This is a genomic window from Liquorilactobacillus mali KCTC 3596 = DSM 20444 (genome assembly GCF_000260415.1).
Classification (GTDB): domain Bacteria; phylum Bacillota; class Bacilli; order Lactobacillales; family Lactobacillaceae; genus Liquorilactobacillus; species Liquorilactobacillus mali.
The window spans coordinates 1-22,011 of record NZ_BACP01000068.1 but is presented as its reverse complement, the minus strand read 5'-3'; the positions used below and the strand labels follow the sequence as shown (position 1 = coordinate 22,011).

Sequence of the window (22,011 nt, the reverse complement as noted above, 5' to 3'; positions counted from 1 at the left end):
GTTTTAGTAAGTTCACATTTTTCACAATTTTAAGAATTAGTATCCATAAAAAAAGAGAGTTTGACATGAATTGGTAAAACTTGAGTACTAATACGAAATTGCAAACATAGCATGTACTTCCCTATAAGTAATTCGAAGTCGGAGAATTTTGACTTATGGAACACTTCTTCCTGAAATCAACAAAAAACTAGGTCAAAATATAACTTTTGACCCAGCTCCTCTATTGATTCGTATAATTGTGTTTCAACTATGAATAAGCCTCTAGAATTTCTTTCTGCCTACTTAATATCTAGCAACACATCTTCCGGTTTAATCCATCCCAACCGTTTGATGAAAATGTACCGTGAAACATATGCCAATAGCACAGGTAAGATTACGAAGATAAGTGCTAGGATAATAAAACTCATTATGTTTTTATCCATTCCCGCATATGCTGCCATAGGACCAATTAATCCACTAAATCCAAATCCTGCACTCATCGAATTGCCTCCGATGTGTAAAATTGCCCCAATGAATCCCATGATACCCGCATTAATACAGACTGGTAAGAATAATAATGGCTTCTTTAACATATTACCCATTTGAATTTTCGGTGAACCAATAAAGTGTGCGAAACTTGTCCCAATTGGATTTACAGAACTCCCATAAACTGCCAGCATGAAGCTCCCAGCTGTAATTCCTAAGTTAGCTGAACCTGAACCAATTCCTGCTAATCCAATCGCAGTTGCAATTCCTACAGAACTAATCGGAGATACAATTAGGACTGCAAAGCAAATTCCCATCAATGTTCCCATTAATAATGGCTGTAAGCTAGTTATGTTACTGATAATCATTCCAATTGTCGTTGCAATCATCCTAACGTAGGGTAAAATGACCAACCCAATTCCTCCAGCTATAACAATCACTAGCAACGGCAACAGTAACATAGTAAAGTCCTTTAGACGATTACCAATCAACAATGCAACCCAAACGGCAAGCGCTATTGTTAATCCAGTGTTGATGATATCACCCGTTCCTTTCAAAATGAATGTCCCATTACCCGGCTGCATTACCCCAGAACCGACCATTGCCGCGATTGCTACTGCAGAAATCTGGATTGGATTGAGTTTGAAGTATAAGGATACACAGACACCTGTAATGATAGGAAGCAGACTCATTGCAAAACTTGTCATCATAATAATTGTAGTTGCATATGGGAAAAAGCCTTTGATGGCTGCCATTAACTGTCCTACTAAAGCCGATGGAATTAGCGCAACCACGACTCCTAAACTGATCCCATTTAAAATATTCATTGTGTATTCTTTACCAGAAATTCTTGCTTCCATTTTTTATTCACTCACCCTCTGTTTTTTAAGATACTTGGTGTTCGCTCTTTTTGCCATTAAGAATCATTACCACATCATCTAAACTGATATCTACCATATTCTGGACTGCAATATTTGTAAAAAAGCCGACATGTGGAGTCAAAATTACATTCTCCATTTTACGTAATTTAATAAGTTGCTGACTTGGTAATTCTTTATTTTGCAAATTAAAATTAAAGAAGTTCTCTTCTCCTGTCAGTGTATCAAGTGCTGCTCCAGCTATTTTTTTTGTTCCAGTGCCTCTATCAATGCATCTGTGTCCACCACAGGTCCACGGCATTCATTTACTAAATAAGCTGTTGGTTTCATTAAAGCTAACTCATCTTTACCTATTAAGTTGAAAGTTGAAGGGTTTAAGTCAACATGCAAACAGACTACATCTGCCTTTTGCAGTACTTCTTCTTTCTTCATATAGGTAACAAATGGTTTAAGCTCTTCTCGTTCAACTAAGTCATGTGCAATCACTTTTGCTCCTAATGCATCAAATATCTTGGCTGTTGTCCCACCAATCCGTCCGGCTCCGACGATTCCTACTGTAAGTGAATGGATTTCAGCTGCCTGCAACCCTGCCCATCTGAAATCTTGTTTTGCTGCTCTCTCATCAAAAATTTCAAGTTTGCGAATTAATCTCATTGTATGTGCTAGCGCTAACTCAGCAACTGATCGTGGAGAATAAGCTGGTACATTAGTGACAACAAGGTTATTTTTTCTAGCCGCATCAAGATCGATTACATCAAACCCAGCTGTTCTTGTCGTAATCTGCTTTATTCCAGCCGCTTTTAGTGCCGGATAAACTTCTGCCTCAACTTTACTGCGTTGCTGAATAACGATTCCATCATAACCTACTAACTCAGATACATGATCTGGATGAAGTTCCCAATTAACAGTATCGACCTGAATATTATTTCTTTTTGCCCAGCCTTCGATAGCAGCCTTTTCATCGTCTCTCACACTCATCATCAAAATTTTCAACTTTTAGCCCTCCCGATTTTCTTTGACGTACACTGCCAAGCGCTTCATTGCTTCTACTATGTCTTCCATACTTGCTGCATAGCTGATTCTGATGTAACCTTCACCACCAGGTCCAAAGCTGCTGCCGCTGATAACAGCTACTTTCCCTTTTTCTGCCAAATCATAAATAAACTTCTTATCGTCCTGAATCAGGCCTTCTGGGATCTTAGCAAATAAATAAAATGCTCCATCTGGTTGTGCACACTCAAAACCAAGTTTCACCAACTTATCAAGTAAATAATCTCTGCGTTTCCGATATTCCTTTTTCATTGTCGGACCATCGTCAAAACCATTTGCAAATGCTTCAGCTGCTGCCTTTTGTGTCATTGTTGACGTTGTAGTAATCGTAAATTGATGTACTTTACCCAATTCTGCTGTGATTTCTTTTGGTGCGCACATCACACCTATTCTCCACCCTGTCATCGCATGAGACTTAGAAACTCCATTGAGAAGAATTGTTTGTTCTCGTAAACTGTGAACCATTGATGCATGTTGCCCCTTGTAGTTGATCTCACTATAAATTTCATCGCAAATCGCAAAAATCGGTTTATTTCTAAGTACGTCTGCCAATCCATCTAGCTCTCCCTGTGTATACGTAACACCTGTTGGATTAGATGGATAATTCAACACAACTGCCTTAACGGAATCTCCCTGTTCCTTGAGCGTTGCCTTCAAATCTTCAGGTGTCAACTTAAATCCTGTCTTAGATGTATTCACAAAAATTGGAGTTGCTTGATTCAAGATTGTGATTGCAATGTACAATGGAAAAATTGGTGTTGGAATAATTACTTTGTCACCTGGGTTAAGGATTGACGTAAGTGCAGTATAAATTGCCTCCGTTGCCCCATTTGTCACTATAATTTCATTTTCAGGATCGTAGTGTTGGTCATACTTTGCAGAAAGAAAATGTGATGCAGCTTCTAATAACTCTGGGATACCATTGGACGGAGCATAATGACTTTGATTGGCCTCAATGCTCTTGATTGCAGCTTTCTTAATGTGCTCTGGGGTCGCAAAATCTGGCTCTCCCATTGTGAACTTGATTATTCCCGGAATTTTTGAAGCAAACTCATCGAATGAACGTATATCTGATGGTTGCAGCATTGCAAGTTCCTTCTTCATACTTTTGACAAGTGATTCCATACTAAAACATCCCTTCTATATCTATTTTCCTAAACTATTTGCAAACAACGTTAAAAGCCCGCAGACTTGATTCATAAGTCTGCAGGCTTGGATTTTCACATCAGCATTATCATTTTTCTTGCTTCAGGCCACACAGACTCTTTAATTGACATCTGTGTGGCTTGCTAAAATTGCTAGCAAAATAACTCTTATCTTCCTCACAGGTGCATAACACTTTACCTACGTGTCTGCACCTGATTTCTTAATCAGTTACAAACACTTGCGAAAAAAATAAAAGTAATAGTAACTATTCAATTGTGCGAGTCTATCAGAATTAACCATAATTAAAATCCCCTTAAAATTGAATAAGTAAAATATATCTTACTAATCAATAGCTGTCAACCATTTTTACATTATTTTCAAATATTATTTCCATTCTCATTTTCAAATTTTAGTTCTACTTAACAAAAACATTTTACTTTTTTATGAATATATTCGTTTTTAAAAGCATATATATTCATAATAAGGCTTTTTTTAGGTTTTTTGTAAATATTATTGCATTTTAAGTATATTGATGTTAAAGTTTAGTCAATCAAAAATAATCACATTCAGGAGGATTAGAAATGGATAAAGAAAAAGTTGTTTTAGCATATTCAGGTGGTCTTGATACTTCCGTTGCAATCGCTTGGTTGAAGAACAAAGGCTACGATGTTATTGCTTGCTGTATTGATGTTGGTGAAGGCAAGGATTTAGTTAAAATCAAACAAAAAGGATTTGAAGTCGGTGCAGTTGAATCAATCACAATTGATGCAAAGGAAGAATTTGCAAAAGAATATGCATTGGTTGCTCTCCAAGGTCATACTTATTACGAAAACAAGTATCCGTTAATATCCGCACTTTCTCGTCCTCTGATTGTTAAAAAACTAGTATCCGTTGCTAAAGAATATGGGGCAACTGCAATTGCTCACGGCTGTACAGGAAAAGGTAATGATCAAGTACGTTTTGAAGTTGGAATCCACGCTCTTGCACCCGAAATGAAAATCGAAGATCCAATTAGAGAGTGGCATTGGTCTCGTGAAGAAGAAATTCAATACGCTGAAGATAACAATATTCCCGTTCCCATTAATAAGAAAAGTCCGTATTCAATTGACGAGAATTTATGGGGTAGAGCAAATGAATGTGGTATTTTGGAAGATCCTTGGGCTAGTGCACCGGAAGATGCTTACGACCGGACAGTCGCTATAGAGGATGCTCCGGATACAGCAACTACAATTGAAATTACTTTTAATAATGGTGTTCCTACCCACCTAGATGGTAATTTCTACCCCCTCTCAGAATTAATTATGAATCTCGATAAGATTGCTGGAGCACATGGAATTGGAAGAATCGATCATATTGAGAATCGTCTGGTGGGTATCAAATCCCGTGAAGTTTATGAATGCCCAGCTGCAACAGTTTTGATGAAGGCTCATAAAGACTTAGAGGACTTGACTTCAGAACGTGATCTTGCTCATTTCAAACCAGTTATTGAGCAAAAGCTGAGTGAAATTATCTACAATGGTTTGTGGTTCTCTCCAATTATGCCCGCTCTAACTGCTTTCTTAAAAGAATCACAAAAAAACGTTTCAGGTATCGTTCGTGTTAAATTATTCAAAGGAAATGCAATTTGCATGGGACGTAAATCACCAAATTCTCTCTACGATAAAAACCTTGCGACATACACTTCAGCTGATGAATTTGACCAAGAAGCAGCAGCTGGTTTCATTAAATTATGGGGACTACCATCTCAGGTATATGCACAAGTACAGCAAAAAGACAAGAAAACCAAAGCAATATCAATTCCCAGTGAGGTCAAGTAATTATGGCAAACGGTAAACTTTGGGGTGGACGCTTTTCAAATCAAAGTGCTGCCTGGATAGATGAGTTTGGAGCTTCAATCAGCTTTGATCAAGAGATGGCACATGAAGACCTTGAAGGCTCTATCGCGCATGCACAAATGCTCAAAGAAACAGGTATCATCCCTGCAGAAGATACCGCTAAAATAATAACTGGTTTGCAAGATATTCAAGCGGACTTGCATAATAATCAGCTTGAATTCAAAACATCGCTAGAAGATATTCATATGAACATCGAGACCATTTTGACAGCCAAGATTGGTCCCGTTGCGGGTAAACTGCATACCGCCAGAAGTCGTAATGATCAGGTTGCTACCGACTTACATCTTTATCTGAAAAATCGTCTTCCAGAAGTTATTGCTGTCATTCATGACTTACAGGTAGTTTTGGTGAAAAAAGCAGCAGTAAATGTTGAAACGATTATCCCAGGATATACACATCTTCAGCATGCACAACCCATCTCTTATGCTCATTACTTACTAGCTTACTATGAGATGTTGCAGCGTGATATTGAGCGTTTTAATTTCAATATTAAACACACTGATATTAATCCTCTTGGGGCAGCTGCGCTAGCTGGAACTACTTTTCCAATTGATCGCGCATATACAACTAAGCTTTTGGGTTTTGAAACACTCTATTCGAATTCGCTTGATGCTGTTTCTGATAGAGACTTTGTCTTAGAATTTCTAAGCAATGCTTCGATTCTAATGATGCATCTGTCACGTTTTTGTGAGGAGATTATTCTCTGGTGCAGTTATGAATTTGGCTACCTAGAATTGGACGATAGCTACTCCACAGGAAGTTCTATTATGCCCCAAAAAAAGAATCCGGATATGGCGGAACTTATTCGTGGAAAAAGCGGTCGGATCTTTGGTCATCTCCAATCGCTTTTGACCACAATGAAGGGTATTCCTCTTGCTTATAACAAGGATATGCAGGAAGACAAAGAAGGCGTTTTTGATACTGTCAAAACACTTATTCCAAGTCTTAAAATATTCACCGGAATGGTTGAAACCCTTAAGATTAACCAAGATAAGATGTTGCATGCAACCGAAAGAGACTTTTCAAATGCTACAGAATTTGCGGATTATCTTGCTAGCAAAGGAATGCCTTTCCGTCAAGCACATGGAATTGTGGGCGAGTTGGTTTTAGAAGGAATTCAATCACATAAAACCTTGCAGGAGATTCCATTCTCAAAGCTCAAACAGATTTCTCCTCTGATCGAAAAAGATATTTACGATAAATTAACTTCAAAACAAGCAGTTTCCCGGAGAAATTCATTTGGAGGAACGGGCTTCGAACAAGTTAAAAAACAAATTGATCTTGCTGCAAAGAAACTTAACATCAACCTTTAGAAATGCTATCCACAAAGAAAGAGACTAGGCTAAATTTTGACCTAGTCTCTTTCTTTGCGGATAATTATTGTGTTCCACAATTCAAAATTTTCAGTAACTTTGCCTACACTAATACACAAATTTTACTAACTTATGCCACATTGAATTTTTGGACACACTTTCTTGTTAAATATTTAAATTTCTTAAATAATTATGTATAATCAAGGGAATATGCTAACAAGAAAAAATTAGCGCATATTACCACTTACTAAGCGCCACTTCTAACCTATGCCTATTTTATTCTTCTCGTATGCAACAATCACTTATTAATCTAAGTTACATGGACGAACAAGGTAAACCTCATCACAGAACCCCTTGAGACTGTTATAAACATGCTGTGCTCGCGACATCTTTGAGCACAAGCCAAAAACTGTTGGGCCGCTACCAGTCATTTGAGCTGCTTGCGCACCAAAGGAAATCATCTTGTCCTTTATTTTTGCAACTTCAGGAAGTTCTGCAATAGTTAAGTCTTCTAAAGTATTCCCCATGGCTTTGAAAAGCCTTATAGAATCCCTTTTTTTAATTGATTCGACAACCTCGTCAACATTTTGATGAGAAAGTTCTGAGTATGATATTTTTTTCAAAATTGTAGGTGTTGAAACACTGGCGCGCGGCTTTGCGATAACAATCCACATTGATGTTAATTCCCCCAGCGGAGTTATTATCTCCCCCTTGCCAGTCACTAATGCAGTTTCACTAAAAACACAAAATGGTACATCAGAATCAATTGTTAACCCGATTTTTGCCATTTCTGTTCGTGTTAAGTTCAACTTCCACATTTTATTCAAGCCCCGCAAGACAGCCGCCGCATCCGCAGAACCTCCTCCCATCCCAGCTGCAACTGGAATATTTTTCTTTATTTTGATTCGTACTCCTTGATGACCTGCAAACAATTGCTGCATCTTCTTGGCGGCTTGGTATGCTAAATTTCGCTGATCCTGCGGTAAGAATCCTGCATCCGTTTCCACCTGTATGCCCTTTATATCGCTAGCAGATTCAATCTTGACATAATCGGCTAAGTCTACTGCAGTCATGACCATTCGCCACTCTGGACTGCCATCAAGATTACGAAATGGAGTATCTAAAGATAAATTAATCTTGGCTGGTGCCTTTTCAATTATCTCCATCTTGTCACCTACCCAAATGTTTTAATCTCATTATACTTAAAAATATTGCATCTTGAAAAGACTTTTTGTATAAAAAAAAGCCTTGCAATAATCCACAGGCTTGATTCTTAAATCCAATCTTAAGTTATATATTAAACTCCTTCACTAAAATCAAGCTCAATATTTTTTGTGAGGACGTCCGTATAACTATAAGAAACTCTTTCAAAAGCATTCTCTTCTTGGTTCAAGTCGACTACGAAAACTGCTGGGTAGGTCTCACGCAATATTCCATGTCGCCTTACTGTCTTTTTTCTACCAGTTTGTGCGACAACAGTTAAATTCTCTCCGATACAACTATCAAGCTTACTTTTGATTGTAGCTAGTGTTAATGGCATTGTCTTCACCTCTCCTGTGAAACATATTGTATCATAGTTTCACAAGAATTGCAATTATACCACAACACATATAATAATTTCAATAATAAAAACATTATTTTTCAATGATTTTGGCTTCAGATAATTTGTTTGCAAGTGAAATAAATTCATCAACACTGAGTCTCTCGGCTCTAATTTGCGGCGAAATCTTCAAATCGGTTAGGACTTGTTGTATCTTTTCTCTTACTTCGGGATTTTTCCCGTAAATTCCTTGCAAATTATTCCACAGACTTTTACGCCTGTGTGCAAAGCAGCCTTTGACAAGTGAAAAAAACTGTTCTTCTGAATAAGGTTCTAGATGCTTCTCCTGCAATGGTGTGAGAACAACGATCGCAGAATCAACATTAGGCTGAGGAATAAAAACTGTCCTTGGAACTATAAATGCTGTCTTGCATTCCATTTGATACTGAACCCTAGTTGTCAGTGCACCATAATCTTTGGTACCAGGTTGTGCACTTAACCGATTAGCTACCTCTTTTTGCATCATTACCACAATTGCTGAAAAAGCTATTTTTGTATCTAGCAAATGCATGATGATCGGACTGGTAATATAATATGGTAAATTAGCAACAACTTTGATTGGATGTTTTCCGTCAAAATTATTCCTAATTAATTCTTTCAAGTCAGCTTTCAAGATATCTTGCAAGACAACCGTTACGTTATCATACTGACCTAGTGTCTCAGCTAGCACCGGTATTAATTGTTCATCAATCTCAAGTGCTAAGACCTGGTGTGCTGCCTTGGCTATCTGCTCAGTCAATGCTCCTATACCAGGACCCACTTCAATCACATCATCGTTTTCTGAAACATCTCCTGCCGCAACGATTTTGTGCAGAATATTGATATCTGTTAGAAAATTCTGGCCTAAACTTTTTTTGAAGTTAAGACCATACGTTTCCATAATTGCACGAGTACGCACCGGTGAGGCAATCTCTGGATTTTCATTCTTCATTTTGTCCATTCTCCATTTCATCTAGTGCACGCTTAAGTTGTTCTGGGGTAATTTGAAACAAGTTAAGTCTGTTATATAGCTGCTTGCCATTTGTATATCCGATTTTCAAAGTCTCTCCCAATAGGGCTCTTTTCTTTTTGGCAGTCGGACCAGCTAATAAACCAAGATCCCACAAATCTTCCCTGGTGATTAATGGTTCAGAGTCGGGAACTTCTGTATACAAATTAGATAAAGCTTCCCTGATTGCCTCAACAGACGCATGCTCGACGCCCAGACTTCCTTTTGCACTCGGTGCTGCATCTTTTTTATTCAAAAAAGCATGCTTGACCCCAGGAACTTCACGCGTAATAATATTACGAATCTTCTCACCGGAAAAATCAGGATCAGTAAAAACAATCACACCTCTGGTTTCTTGCAGTTTCGCGATTTGTTCAATCGTTTCATCGCTAATTGCAGAACCACGTGTCTCAAGCGTATCTGCATTGACAGCCAGCTTGATTCGTTTTGTATCATCTTTTCCTTCAACAACTAGAACTTCTTTTATTTTCTTCATTTTATACCTAAAATCTCCATTGTATTTTGATATGTTTGTTTTGCCAGAATATCTGCCTCAATTCCTCTTAACTGTGCCAGATACTCAAGGGTATATCTTATATATCCTGGTTCATTTTGCATCCCTCTGAAAGGAACAGGCGCCAAATAAGGTGCATCAGTTTCCACCAGAATTCGATCCAACGGTGTTGCCATGAAGGCTTCACGTACCTCTGCTGCATTTTTAAATGTACTAACACCACTATACGAGAGTTTCATCCCCAAGTCTAAAAACTTTTTTGCCCAAGTTGCATCCCCGTTAAAACTGTGCATGATACCACCAATTGAGCTAACATCCTCGTCCTTCAAGATTCGATAAACATCATCAAAAGCATCCCGATTATGAATCGTAACTGGAACATTAATCTCATGTGCTAAACGTAGCTGAGCACGAAATACATCTTGTTGCAGCTTATGCTCAACGGCACAGTGATAATCAAGACCAATTTCTCCAAGCACATTTAGCCTATCTACCCTAAGATCTTCTTTAATCTGTTTTATATATCCTTCATCAAATTTTTCTGCATCTTCTGGATGACATCCGACAGCACCATATATCTGCGGATAAATGCTGATCAATTTCTTTAATTTCTCTGTGCTATTTTTATCGTACCCAACGACTAGCATTGCCGTAACATCTAAAGCCGCTGCTCTTTCAATAACATCTGGAATATCATTGTCAAACTGTGGTGCATTTATGTGTGTATGTGAATCAAATATTTCCATACTTTCTCCTTTACCAACAAAAAGAAGTCAATCCCACAAAAATTGTGAAAAAGACTTCACTTGTGTTTCTAACTAATTAATGAACCATTGGGAATCGCTTCAGAAATCGTTAAGAGCTCAACTTTATCCCCATATTCAGCAGATAACAACATTCCTTGACTCAATTCTCCGCGCATCTTACGTGGTTGCAAGTTAGCAACAATTATAACTTTTTTCCCGACTAACTCTTCTGGCCTTGGATACCACTTAGCTATTCCAGAAAGAATTTGTCTAGGTGCTTTATCCCCTGCATCAAGGCTAAACTTAAGCAATTTGTCTGCTCCCTCTACGTGCGAAACAGCTAAGATCTCTGCAGACTTGAGCTCGACTTTATCAAATTTATCAAAACGGATCTCCTTCTTTGTTAAATTCAATTCAGATTCTTCTGCAAAATTATTATTGGTTTCTTGTTTTTGATTTGCAGCTTCTGCCATCGCTTTTCTGCCTTTTGCCTTTTCATTCTTGGTCATCTTAGATTGAATAAAAGTCACTTCTTTTTCAACATCCAAACGTGGAAAAATCGGAGTTGCTTTATTGACAACTTTGGTATTACTTGGTAAATCAGTATAAGAAATATCCTTGATTCCCATATTACCGTGCGCTAGCCCTAGTTGTGCAAAAATTTCTTTTGGAGCATGTGTTAAAAATGGCTGCAGTAAAATGGCAATTACTCTAAGACTAGCCGCCAGATGAGCCAACACACTGTATAATTCGTCCTTACGTGCTTGATCCTTTGCTAACACCCATGGCTCTGTCTCATCAATATATTTATTAGTACGACTAACAAGCGTCCATACCTCTGCCAAAGCATTTGAGAAGTGAACCTCATCCATTTCTTTTTGATAATTTGTAATCGCTTGTGTTGCAACTTTTTCTAAGTCTTCATCAAAAGAAGTAACATTGGACTTCAATTCTGGTACGGTCCCACCATTGTATTTATTTATCATTGCAACAGTTCTATTCAACAAGTTTCCCAAATCATTGGCTAGGTCAAAGTTGATTTTATTCACAAAGTCTTCCGGTGTAAAAACCCCATCATTACCAAATGGTACGGCACGCATCAAGTAATAGCGGAGCGCATCTAAGCCATAACGTTCAACTAGCATTTCCGGATAAACAACATTTCCCTTTGATTTAGACATCTTGCCATCTTTCATTAGCAACCAACCATGTCCAATTACATGTTTTGGCAATGGTAAATCGAGTGCCATCAAAATAATTGGCCAATAAATTGTGTGGAAACGTACAATTTCTTTACCAACCATCTGAACATCGGCTGGCCAGAACTTGTTAAATAACTCTTGATTATCAGTTCCATAACCAAGTGCAGTAATATAGTTGCAGAGCGCATCAATCCAAACATAAACAACATGCTTGGGGTCACTAGGGACTTTTACTCCCCAGTTAAATGTTGTTCGTGTAATTGCTAAGTCTTCTAATCCTGGTTTAATGAAATTATTTAGCATTTCATTTTTTCGAGAAACTGGAATAATAAAGTCCGGATGTTCGTCGTAATACTTAACCAGACGATCAGCATATTTACTCATCTTGAAGAAGTAACATGCCTCTCTGACAAGTTCAACCTCGTGTCCGGATGGTGCCTTGCCTCCAATGACATTACCTTTTTCATCACGATAAACTTCTGCTAACTGGGATTCGGTAAAGTATTCCTCATCAGAAACCGAATACCATCCAACATACTCACCCAAATAAATATCGCCCTTTTCCAACAATTTCATAAAAATCTTTTGAATTGCTAATTCATGATAATCGTCGGTTGTTCTGATAAATTTATCATTCGAAATTTCGAGCAGTTTCCAAAGTTTCTTAATTTGTGCGGCCATCTTATCAACATACGCTTTTGGTGTGACTCCAAGTTCTTCAGCCTTTTGCTCAATTTTAAGTCCGTGTTCATCTGTCCCCGTTAAGAAGAATACATCATAGTCTTGTAACCTCTTGTACCGTGCCATCACATCACATGCAATTGTTGTATAAGAATTACCAATATGCAACTTTCCTGATGGATAGTAGATCGGTGTTGTAATATAAAAGCTTTCCCTTGTGCCCATTAATTCAAGTCCTTTCGTACGGTCTTGCAGTATTCATGACCCATTTTCCTTATTTAAATTAATTGTTAATTATTGCAAGTATATCATATTTTATGATATCAAATTTAAAAAATTACAAATTAGCGTTTTAGATATGGTATTTCGAACTTATCAAAAAAAACTGCAACTCTCATCCCATATAAATTTTTGAAAAATTTATCTGAATTTACATTTGGGGCGGTAATTACAAATGAGTTTTGTTCGTTGTATATACCTAAACCAATATATGCTGGCTTGTCCTGATACACATCATGCATTTGTGAATTTTTAATATTGAAGACTTGGCGAACCTCTAATTTTAACTGACGCTCACTAACTACAGGTGTCAGAGTAATAAATTCACGCAGATTCATCCCCATCAGACCCAGCTCATCTAGGCATTCATCAAATTGGGTAAATACACGAATTACTGCACGATGAAGTCCTTGTACTCCGGTTAAATCCTTTTTGGTTGCAGCCTCAAATAATTGTCTAGCAGCACGATAAGCACGCGGATAGTTTTTCTCAAAAACAGTTGCAACTTTCTGAACTTCTTTTCCAAAAAAGACAAGTGCATCAAATAACTGCACTATTCTTAAAACCATCACGTTATCTACTTCAGTTTCTGGCTCTGGTTTAAGTGTTTCCGTAATCCCCTTCAAGTACAAATCTTGAATTTTCTCGGAGAAGAGTCCCATTTGTCGCTGCATATCGTATATTTCAAAATGTAAAATCGTATTATATAATTCAAAACCAGTTGCAAGAAAGTTATTATCCAAATTCTGATTCTTAGTAGTCAGATTAAAAATAATCTCTGGTACATTATTAATTCTTACAAGTAGGTGCAGCAACTCGTGAGTAAGAGTGTAATCAGGGCAAGTAATGTCATTTACTTCAATTATCAAGTCTCCACCACTCAAGTATTGTTGAGCTTGATCATGTCTGATAAATCCAGCTTTTTCATCTTTATAGATAATTTTAATCTCATTTGGAAATCCAATTTTAGCTTTTTTTAACAAATCCTTTGTCTGTTCATTCAAGCTGACTTCGGTCATTTTTATCCCTCTTTCGATAATCTCTCAATATTTTTTTTGCACTGTCTGCGTCGCGCTTACCCTCTTGCAGCATTCTATCAACTATCGCATCTTCTTCTGTTGCATCAGCACCTGCCGCTATAACCAGTGATTTAAGCTGCAACCTCATGTGTCCCTTTTGAATTCCTTCTGACACTAATGCTAATAAGGCAGCCAAATTTTGTGCTAACCCTACTGATACGATAATACTTTCAAGTTCCCGTGCACTTGTAATTTTCATCAATTTTTGATTAATACTGACTAAGGGGACAATACCAATTGAACCTCCTACAAAGCCTACAGGTAGTGGCAATTCTAATTCTCCAATCAAATAGCCACCACTCAACTTCCATGTACTCAGACCCCTATATTGACCATTCCTAGCCGCATATGCATGTGCACCGCTCTCAATAGCACGCCAATCATTCCCGCTTGCCATTACAACTGCATCAATTCCATTCATAATTCCTTTATTATGAGTCGCGGCTCTGTAGGTATCTAACTGTGCTACACGACCTGCTTGGGCAATTTTTTTTGCAATAATTTCGCCTGCAATTCCATTTCTGGATAATAGCTCAAACGGGATTTTACAGGTTGTCCTTGCAAGACATTCAGTTGCGTAATTCGACAAAATCGACATTAACACTTGTTGGTTTAACACCTCTTCAAGTTTCTTGGCAACAGCTTCTAACATTGTATTAATCATGTTAGCCCCCATTGCTTCTTGCACATCAATTGCAATATCAATTGCCACTAGATCTTTTGCAAGTATTCGTGTTTTCAACCAGCGTGCTCCGCCGCCACGTCTTTTAAGTGAAGGATGGGCTCGATCAGCTACTGACAAGAGGTTCTTCGTTAATTCCTTAATCTCCAAAATTAATTTTTTTGAATCTTCAACGTTCTCTAAAATAATCTGCCCAATCATTAGTCTTTCACTGGTGCTCGCTACAAAGCCACCCGCCTTAGCTATAATAGATGCTCCATGACTACTGGCGGCAATTACTGACGGCTCCTCTGTAACCATCGGAACTAGATAGTCTTTATTGTTTACTAGATAATGAAATGCAATTCCTTCAGGATAGCTATAATCAGTTATATAGTTTTCTATCATTGTGTCACCTAGAAATCTATTTTGAGCAGAACTTTTCAAAATCTGTATCTGATCTTTTGTCAATTTCTCATTCTGACTGATAAGATTTATTCGTTCTTTCCATGGCTTTTGATAAAATTTCCCATAATTTTGCATTCCTTATCTTCCTTTATACTAATATTTTGCACAAAACTTGTTCTTTCATTATATAATAATATCTATCAACACCACAAAGGGGTAACGTTTTTTATTATGAATAAAAAAACTTCTATTTTTAGAATTACCATTGGTTTATTCGTCTGCTTATTTTTTCTGCTTTTTTTAGGTCTTCACTTCCATACCACTCAGAATAGTACCCAAGAAAAATTGACAGTTGCTATCGTTAAGGATTCCACTGAAAATAAAAAAATATCGACATTTAACAAAAAAATTGCCAGTGCTATTGGGAAAAAGCTTAAGAAAAAAGTTATTTTAAAAACTGTAACTGCCACAACTGCAATACAAAACAAACAAAAATATTCTGTAATCATTGGATTACATGAAAAGGCAATGAACAAACAGGAAATTAAACATTCACTCGTGTATCTCTACATTCCCAATGAATTAGTATCTCTTAAGGACAAAGGACTATCAAATCTATCAGCAACAACCAAAAAAATATCGATTGTCAAAAATATTGATTATCCTCAAAGCCTTGTCCTTTCAGATATCAAACTTCATTTTGAACGTGAATCTTCCGCTGCTGACGCAATCAATTCGGTCATGACAAAAAGGACCAGAGCAGCTATTGTGAGCGCACTAGATTATACTGCATTGACATCCAAAAATATCGATTACCTAGAAAATCTTAAGACCAATCAGTCAACTCCTCCTGTTTCGGCTCAAGCCTATTACCTCTATGTTAATAAAGATACTAGTGCTAAAAAGGCTTTTACTTCATTTCAAGGGTCGCAGGCACTTGCAAGACTATCTTTTAATATTCTCGGACAAGACTATACAAAACAATAGTGATTCTGTTGTATAGATATCATGAATATATTCCAATAAGTACAACTCAACTAATATAATAGTAAAATATAGGGGCTGGTTCAAAATTAAACTTTGAGCTGGCCCCTATATCCTATATTATTCTGTATAAATATGTTTCATAATTCCAAATTTTTCGTCTAATTTCGAATTACTCATAGCAAGCTTCGCCTTAGTACTCAAATTTACCAACTTATGTCCCACTTTCTCTGCATCATTAATTAAAGCTGCTTATCGTGCTGGCAGATTATCGTGTGAATGACATTCCATTTCAACTTTCTAATTCAAAATTATTTCTTTACAACAAAGTCATATTTTCTTTTTATCAACCATCTCATACAGAAGACCCTCACGCACACCGCTCTCAGAAAAAACTATTTTTTTACTGTCCAAGCGCTTAAGCAACACGTCAAGTGGCGTCATTCCACCAAGAATTATATCAGAACGGGCTTCTTCCATTCCCTTGATGTTCAAACGTTCCTTCGTAGAATATTCTAATAGATTGGCATAAATCCTCTTAAAATCAGCAACATCTAATTCAAAACCATGAATGTTATCCAAATCTGCGAATCCTTCCTCAGCCCTTTTAATTCGGGCAACTGTCCTATTGCATCCTCCTAATAAAACTAATGGTGAACCCTTTGCCTCATTCAGCCATGATAAACCATCAAACAGCCTACTGCTAAAACTCTTGAATGCTTTCAAACTTTCTTCGGGCAAAGCACCATTTTGACAGAATTGTTCGCTTAAACCTACAGCGCCATAAGGTAAGCTAATAGAATGCATCAATTGCCGTTTTTTTACAATGGCGAGCTCCACACTTCCACCGCCCATATCTACAATCATGAAGTTTTTGATAGGTAGCGTTGAGATAACACCTAAATAATCATAGTAAGCTTCATCATTTCCAGATAAAACATGTATCCGTGAGCCAGTCAAAGCCAAGACTTCATCAATAAATTCTTGACTATTGGTTGCCTCACGAACCGCAGCTGTCGCAATTGACAAAACCTGATAGTCAGGATAGGTCTGATAGACACGCTTAAAATACTTAATTGCTTGAATAGTTCTCTTGATAGCTCCTGGGGATAATTTTTTTTGTTCTTCATTACCCATTCCCTCAGCAAGTCGTGTCGTTTCTTTCAATCTCTTTACTTCAGCAAATCTATGTCCATTATCAATTTTTTCCATCTTATTAATCGATAGCCGAACTGAATTAGAGCCAAAATCAAGAACTACCAAATTCTTCAAACAAATCCCCTCCAGCTTCATTCATCACTTGTCAAAACTACTTGAAATAGTTAACACCGATTGCAGCTCTAACTTCACTTAGAGTCTGTTCTGCTACTGCATTGGCACGGGCACTACCTTCTTTTAAGATATCATATACGGAAGGAATGTCTTTGGCAAATTCTGCACGTCTTTCTCTTATTGGTTTCAATTTTGCCTCGAGAACTTCATTTAGATATCTTTTTATTTTGACATCCCCTAGACCACCAGCTTGATATTCTTGTTTTAATTGCGCAACTTTTTCTTTATCTTCATCAAAAACATCTAGATATGTGAATACCATATTGCCTTCAATCTTACCTGGGTCCTCTACATGAACATGATCAGGATCCGTATACATTGACATGATTTTCTTCTTTAAAGTATCTGCATCATCGGAGAGATAAATACAGTTATTCAATGATTTACTCATCTTCGCATTACCGTCCAATCCAGGCAATCTGCCAGCACCCTTTTCAGGGAAAACTCCTTCTGGCTCAACTAGGATTTCTTGACCATAAATCGTGTTAAAGCTTCTGACAATTTCGCGAGCCTGTTCAATCATTGGTTCCTGATCATCGCCCACTGGTACAAGATTTGCTTTAAAAGCCGTAATATCTGCAGCCTGGCTCACTGGATAAACAAAGAAGCCCGCTGGGATAGAACGCTCAAAATTTTTCTGCTGAATTTCTGCTTTCACGGTAGGATTGCGCTCCAAGCGAGATACCGTTACTAAGTTGAGGTAATATGTTGTCAGTTCAGATAAAGCAGGAATTTGTGATTGTACAAAAATAGTTGATTTTGCAGGATCAATCCCAACGGCCAAGTAATCAAGGGCCACCTCGATTAATGACTTACGAATTTTTTCTGGATCACGTGCATTATCTGTGAGTGCTTGCTGGTCAGCAATCATGATGAACGTGTTATAGTCACCTGTATTTTGTAGTTTAACACGGCTTTTCAATGATCCAATATAATGACCAATATGAAGCTTTCCTGTTGGTCGATCTCCCGTTAAAATTGTTTTTTTCATTATCAATTACCCCTTTCAAAATAAAAAATCCCATCGCTAAAAAATAGCAATAGGACGTAATTAAGCGCGGTACCACCTATCTTGCAGTATAAACTGCCTCTCATTACAACACATATTTCATTAATTTATATTCTCCCAGTCCAATTCGTTTGACATTGCATCTCTCAACCGTTCAATGCATCTCTGTTAGAGTTAAACTACTATCTGATCATCGAATAAGGTTATTTTACCGCAAAGCCTTTATTAAATCAAAAGCTTCTTACGTTGTTGTCTTGCCTTGTTTGTGATAATATTATTCTCTACTAAAGGATAAAAGGGAGATTCTATTGGGTAAAGAAAGAAATTTCGAACAAAAAAGAGTTGATACAGTTGTTGGTAAGATAGAGAAATCACTCTTGAAAACTCAGCATGAATATGATAAAGCACGTACTGAGCGCTCATCAGTTGAGAAAAACTATGTCCAGAATGCTAAAATCAATACGTTTGAAGTTGATGATCAAATGGAAACCAACGCTGAAGTTCAGCAGCAGAAACAATTAATCGCAAAAAATGTAGAAACTGAAAAGATTTTAAGCAGACAGATCCATCTTCTATCTGATTTGGAGGATTCTCCTTATTTTGGACGGATAGACATCCATGAAAAAGGAGAAACTTCTCCCGAAACGCTCTATATTGGGACATCCTCCTTCAATGATGACATGGGAAACTTCTTGATCTATGATTGGCGCGCACCCATTTCAAGTATTTACTATAATGGCACACTTGGAACCGTCAGCTACACTACGCCTATAGGAGAACAAGAAGCACAACTATTGAAGAAAAGGCAGTTTAGGATTCAAGCTGGAAAAATCACTAATATGTTTGATACCAATGAAACAGTTGGTGATGAGCTTCTACAGGAAATGCTTGGTGAACAAAGCGATGAATATATGAAAAATATCGTAGCTACCATTCAGAAGGAACAAAATGACATAATTCGTGATACCACACATGATCTGTTAATTGTCCAAGGTGTTGCTGGCAGTGGAAAAACTTCGGCTATTTTACAACGTATTGCATTTCTTTTATATCACAGCCGTTCTGAATTAAGCGCAGAACAAATCGTTTTGTTCTCACCCAATCTGCTATTCAGTCATTATATTTCTGAAGTACTTCCTAGTTTAGGTGAGCGAAATATGCGACAGGTAACTCTTGCTGAATTTTTTGCTCAACGCTTTGAGGGCTTAAAAGTTGAAACCCTTTTTGATAACTTCGAGAAAAAAAGTTCATCTTCTGTTAATACTGAAATAACGGTCAAAGAAGATGCTGATTTTATGCGTACAATCAAAGAATATGTAACAAATTTAGACAGTTCTCATATTTTCTTTAACGATTTAATTCTCGTTGACCAAGTTATTTTCTCAAGTTCTGAAATCAGGTCACTGTATTCCAAGCTTCCCGTAGCACAACCACACCACATACGGCACTTCGAACTTAAAAATATTCTTATTAAAGAATTAAAAAAGAAAATAAAAAAAGAGTTAAATGCCCAATGGGTACTCAAAAAAATCGATAGCTTAACGGAAGAGGAATATTATTCACTTCTAGGTAATTATCAACGGGGCCGTTTTGAAGACATTGAGGCTGAGATAAACTACCTTAGCAACAAAATTGTCAGTGCTAAGTTTGAACCAATCTATGAAGCAATCTACAATAATTATTTCATAGATGTATATCACCAATATAGTGAGTTTTTGAAAGAAGTATTATCAGATGATGTTGTAAGATTCAATAATGAATTAGAGTACCACCGTATCCGACTAGAAGATTGTGCCCCAATTTTATATCTGCGTGATCAAATAACTGGCGAGGGACAAAATCATTCAATTCAGCATCTTTTTATTGATGAGATGCAGGATTATTCACTTGCACAGATATACTATTTGCACGCAGCCTTTCCAAATGCACACCTTACCCTCTTGGGTGACAGTGAACAAGCCTTATACCATGAGATTCAGGCACCGCAGGAATTAATGAAGGATCTCAAGCAAACAATCAACCCTAAAAGGGCCAGGATGATCGAGTTAAACAAAAGCTATCGTTCAACTTTTGAAATTACCTCGTTCATGAAGGCATTATTACCTGATGGTGACAAAATTCAAGCTTTCACCCGCTCCGGCTCGTTACCAAAATTAGTACTAACCGATGAATCAAATACTATTTCAAAACTCTTGACGGAGGCGAGACTGCTTCTTAAAAAGAACGAAACGGTCGCTATAATTACAAAGGATGTCGCCACATGTCAAGTATTATTAAAGTCCTTCAAGACTAAGGATGCACCAACACTCATCACGAATAATGATCGTTCACTGCCAAAAGGACTTGTCCTTTTACCTATTTATCTTGCAAAAGGGCTTGAATTTGATGCAGTAATTGCTTTCGAGGTTTCCCAGAATAATTTTGCAGATGATTCTTCCCGTGGAGTTCTCTATACCATCTGCTCGAGAGCGATGCATGATTTAGTTTTAATTAGTGTTAAGGGGATCTCAAATCTTATAACGGCTATTCCTAGTGGCCTCTTTACCATTGAACAAGATATTACGTTTAAACAAAAGTAATTTTTTATTATTGTTAGTTTAATTGAAAATCAAGTATTGACCTTTTAATAGTATTATTATACTGCCTTTTCAAGCATATAGTTATATCTATCACGCTTAAGGTCTTGCATTTAATAATACGATATAATATACTATTTTAGTCAGTATTTGTTGCCACTTTAGCTCAGCAGGTAGAGCACCACCATGGTAAGGTGGGGGTCACCGGTTCAAATCCGGTAAGTGGCTTACATGTGTTATATCATATCGTGAATAAAGGACTGCAAAGAATTTAATTTTATTTTTCTGTGGTCCTTTTTATTTATGTTTAATTTGTATATGTAACTTTTTATCAAATTTATTTGCTGTTTTGAGAAGAACTTCTCTTTTTATTATCTCCACGCCTGATATTATTAAACAATAAATATATCAAGCAGAATGGTGGCGTTAATAGCATGGCAAATTCTTTAGATAATAAAAGTATAACTGAACAAATTTTAAGTATTAGGAACACTAATGATAATGAAGATTTTCAAAAATTATTTTTACAATACCGTCCACTTGTTTTAAGCTCAATTAATCGCTATCATTTTAGATTTTATGAAATAGATGATCTGTTGCAGGAGTCAAGAATTGTTTGTTATCAAGCAGTTCTAGCATATAATATCGATGGAAAAATTACATTTGGCAAATTTTACCAGCAAAGTTTGCTTAACTGTTTTTGCAGTATTTTGCGTAAAGAAAGTGCGACAAAACGTCAGGCAGATAGATTTGCTGAATCTTTTGAAAATATTTTAGAAACACAAGGTGAGTACTATTCAAAATCTGCAATTTCCAATATTTCACCTGAAAATACAGTTATCATTAATGAGGCCGTTAATAGTCTGCCCTACTTGCTTTCAGATTTTGAATATCATGTTTTTTCATTACTTTATTTTAAACATCAGTCTCCAGAAGCAATTGCCATTTTGCTTAAAGAACCTCAAAATAAGGTTAATCGAGCTGTTAATCGTTGCAAAAATAAGTTAGCGGAAGAACTTTTTTGATTCTTTGTTTTATGTATCATTTTTTTATAAAAAGAGCAGTAGAATTAAGTACTAACTGGAAGCACACCATGTTCCTTACAGTTGTGTTATTCAAAATTCTTGCTTATGAAACTAGCTTATTTATGGAGACAAAAAAGGATTAGATTAAAAGTTATCTTTCAATCTAATCCTTTTCATTTG

17 protein-coding genes, 1 tRNA gene and 1 pseudogene are annotated in these 22,011 nt (G+C 36.9%); 6 read left to right on the top strand and 13 right to left on the bottom strand.

What is annotated here, in order from left to right; all coding sequences use genetic code 11:
• Nucleotides 1-278: 278 nt before the first annotated feature.
• The 3 genes and pseudogenes from GSM_RS12480 to GSM_RS12470 form a co-directional block, all read right to left on the bottom strand.
• On the bottom strand, nucleotides 279-1,325 hold the full coding sequence (locus tag GSM_RS12480; protein WP_003687229.1) for a PTS sugar transporter subunit IIC: 1,047 nt from the start codon (nucleotides 1,323-1,325) through the stop codon (nucleotides 279-281).
• Nucleotides 1,326-1,350: 25 nt separating this feature from the next.
• Nucleotides 1,351-2,324, bottom strand: a pseudogene (locus GSM_RS14360) (D-2-hydroxyacid dehydrogenase).
• A 15-nt stretch (nucleotides 2,325-2,339) separates the two neighbouring features.
• On the bottom strand, nucleotides 2,340-3,518 hold the full coding sequence (locus tag GSM_RS12470; protein WP_003687224.1) for an aminotransferase class I/II-fold pyridoxal phosphate-dependent enzyme: 1,179 nt from the start codon (nucleotides 3,516-3,518) through the stop codon (nucleotides 2,340-2,342).
• 602 nt (nucleotides 3,519-4,120) lie between these two features.
• On the opposite strand from GSM_RS12470, the gene GSM_RS12465 reads away from it, so the two are divergent.
• Together GSM_RS12465 and argH are read left to right on the top strand one after the other, a co-directional pair.
• Entirely contained in the window at nucleotides 4,121-5,356 is a 1,236-nt protein-coding gene (locus GSM_RS12465) for an argininosuccinate synthase (protein ID WP_003687223.1), read from the top strand.
• 2 nt (nucleotides 5,357-5,358) lie between these two features.
• On the top strand, nucleotides 5,359-6,747 hold the full coding sequence (argH, locus tag GSM_RS12460; RefSeq protein WP_003687221.1) for an argininosuccinate lyase: 1,389 nt from the start codon (nucleotides 5,359-5,361) through the stop codon (nucleotides 6,745-6,747).
• A 305-nt stretch (nucleotides 6,748-7,052) separates the two neighbouring features.
• On the opposite strand, the gene ispE is transcribed toward argH, so the two are convergent.
• The 8 genes from ispE to GSM_RS12420 form a co-directional block, all read right to left on the bottom strand.
• Nucleotides 7,053-7,913 (bottom strand): 4-(cytidine 5'-diphospho)-2-C-methyl-D-erythritol kinase, encoded by an 861-nt coding sequence (ispE, locus tag GSM_RS12455; protein WP_003687219.1) that lies wholly within the window; start codon nucleotides 7,911-7,913, stop codon nucleotides 7,053-7,055.
• 131 nt (nucleotides 7,914-8,044) lie between these two features.
• Entirely contained in the window at nucleotides 8,045-8,287 is a 243-nt protein-coding gene (locus tag GSM_RS12450) for a Veg family protein (RefSeq protein WP_003687218.1), read from the bottom strand.
• Between the two features lie 94 nt (nucleotides 8,288-8,381).
• Nucleotides 8,382-9,278 carry a 16S rRNA (adenine(1518)-N(6)/adenine(1519)-N(6))-dimethyltransferase RsmA gene (rsmA, locus tag GSM_RS12445; protein ID WP_003687215.1) on the bottom strand — a complete coding sequence of 299 codons (897 nt, stop codon included), beginning with the start codon at nucleotides 9,276-9,278 and terminating at the stop codon, nucleotides 8,382-8,384.
• A complete protein-coding gene (gene rnmV, locus GSM_RS12440) occupies nucleotides 9,268-9,831 on the bottom strand; it encodes a ribonuclease M5 (protein ID WP_003687213.1) in 564 nt (187 codons plus the stop codon). Before rnmV ends, rsmA begins: the two co-directional genes overlap by 11 nt.
• Entirely contained in the window at nucleotides 9,828-10,595 is a 768-nt protein-coding gene (locus GSM_RS12435; protein ID WP_003687211.1) for a TatD family hydrolase, read from the bottom strand. Before GSM_RS12435 ends, rnmV begins: the two co-directional genes overlap by 4 nt.
• Nucleotides 10,596-10,663: 68 nt before the next feature.
• A complete protein-coding gene (gene metG / locus GSM_RS12430; RefSeq protein WP_003687210.1) occupies nucleotides 10,664-12,703 on the bottom strand; it encodes a methionine--tRNA ligase in 2,040 nt (679 codons plus the stop codon).
• A 119-nt stretch (nucleotides 12,704-12,822) separates the two neighbouring features.
• Nucleotides 12,823-13,776, bottom strand: a complete 954-nt coding sequence (locus GSM_RS12425; RefSeq protein WP_003687207.1) for a hypothetical protein — start codon at nucleotides 13,774-13,776, stop codon at nucleotides 12,823-12,825.
• Nucleotides 13,754-15,040 (bottom strand): hydroxymethylglutaryl-CoA reductase, degradative, encoded by a 1,287-nt coding sequence (locus tag GSM_RS12420; RefSeq protein WP_003687204.1) that lies wholly within the window; start codon nucleotides 15,038-15,040, stop codon nucleotides 13,754-13,756. Before GSM_RS12420 ends, GSM_RS12425 begins: the two co-directional genes overlap by 23 nt.
• Nucleotides 15,041-15,136: 96 nt before the next feature.
• Here GSM_RS12420 and GSM_RS12415 point away from each other — a divergent pair, with 96 nt between their 5' ends.
• A complete protein-coding gene (locus GSM_RS12415; protein WP_003687202.1) occupies nucleotides 15,137-15,892 on the top strand; it encodes a hypothetical protein in 756 nt (251 codons plus the stop codon).
• Between the two features lie 327 nt (nucleotides 15,893-16,219).
• Here GSM_RS12415 and GSM_RS12410 read toward each other — a convergent pair whose 3' ends face one another.
• Nucleotides 16,220-17,161, bottom strand: coding sequence for a Ppx/GppA phosphatase family protein (locus tag GSM_RS12410; RefSeq protein WP_003687200.1), 942 nt, complete (start codon nucleotides 17,159-17,161; stop codon nucleotides 16,220-16,222).
• A 37-nt stretch (nucleotides 17,162-17,198) separates the two neighbouring features.
• Nucleotides 17,199-18,215, bottom strand: a complete 1,017-nt coding sequence (gene trpS / locus GSM_RS12405; RefSeq protein WP_029327452.1) for a tryptophan--tRNA ligase — start codon at nucleotides 18,213-18,215, stop codon at nucleotides 17,199-17,201.
• Nucleotides 18,216-18,538: 323 nt separating this feature from the next.
• Between trpS and helD the strand changes: the two genes are divergently transcribed.
• The 3 genes from helD (at nucleotide 18,539) to GSM_RS12390 (ending at nucleotide 21,831) form a co-directional block, all read left to right on the top strand.
• Nucleotides 18,539-20,809, top strand: a complete 2,271-nt coding sequence (gene helD, locus GSM_RS12400; RefSeq protein WP_003687197.1) for an RNA polymerase recycling motor HelD — start codon at nucleotides 18,539-18,541, stop codon at nucleotides 20,807-20,809.
• Between the two features lie 152 nt (nucleotides 20,810-20,961).
• Nucleotides 20,962-21,034: transfer RNA gene (locus GSM_RS12395), tRNA-Thr, on the top strand.
• A 206-nt stretch (nucleotides 21,035-21,240) separates the two neighbouring features.
• Entirely contained in the window at nucleotides 21,241-21,831 is a 591-nt protein-coding gene (locus GSM_RS12390) for a sigma-70 family RNA polymerase sigma factor (protein WP_003687196.1), read from the top strand.
• Nucleotides 21,832-22,011 lie beyond the last annotated feature (180 nt).

Coding starts and splice junctions, on each gene's coding strand:
- metG (WP_003687210.1), bottom strand. CDS start 12,703: ATGGGCACAAGGGAAAGCTTTTATATTACAACACCGATCTACTATCCA.
- GSM_RS12420 (WP_003687204.1), bottom strand. CDS start 15,040: ATGCAAAATTATGGGAAATTTTATCAAAAGCCATGGAAAGAACGAATA.
- GSM_RS12435 (WP_003687211.1), bottom strand. CDS start 10,595: ATGGAAATATTTGATTCACATACACACATAAATGCACCACAGTTTGAC.
- GSM_RS12390 (WP_003687196.1), top strand. CDS start 21,241: ATGGCAAATTCTTTAGATAATAAAAGTATAACTGAACAAATTTTAAGT.
- rnmV (WP_003687213.1), bottom strand. CDS start 9,831: ATGAAGAAAATAAAAGAAGTTCTAGTTGTTGAAGGAAAAGATGATACA.
- GSM_RS12470 (WP_003687224.1), bottom strand. CDS start 3,518: ATGGAATCACTTGTCAAAAGTATGAAGAAGGAACTTGCAATGCTGCAA.
- GSM_RS12425 (WP_003687207.1), bottom strand. CDS start 13,776: ATGACCGAAGTCAGCTTGAATGAACAGACAAAGGATTTGTTAAAAAAA.
- rsmA (WP_003687215.1), bottom strand. CDS start 9,278: ATGAAGAATGAAAATCCAGAGATTGCCTCACCGGTGCGTACTCGTGCA.
- GSM_RS12465 (WP_003687223.1), top strand. CDS start 4,121: ATGGATAAAGAAAAAGTTGTTTTAGCATATTCAGGTGGTCTTGATACT.
- GSM_RS12450 (WP_003687218.1), bottom strand. CDS start 8,287: ATGCCATTAACACTAGCTACAATCAAAAGTAAGCTTGATAGTTGTATC.
- GSM_RS12480 (WP_003687229.1), bottom strand. CDS start 1,325: ATGGAAGCAAGAATTTCTGGTAAAGAATACACAATGAATATTTTAAAT.
- argH (WP_003687221.1), top strand. CDS start 5,359: ATGGCAAACGGTAAACTTTGGGGTGGACGCTTTTCAAATCAAAGTGCT.
- GSM_RS12415 (WP_003687202.1), top strand. CDS start 15,137: ATGAATAAAAAAACTTCTATTTTTAGAATTACCATTGGTTTATTCGTC.
- ispE (WP_003687219.1), bottom strand. CDS start 7,913: ATGGAGATAATTGAAAAGGCACCAGCCAAGATTAATTTATCTTTAGAT.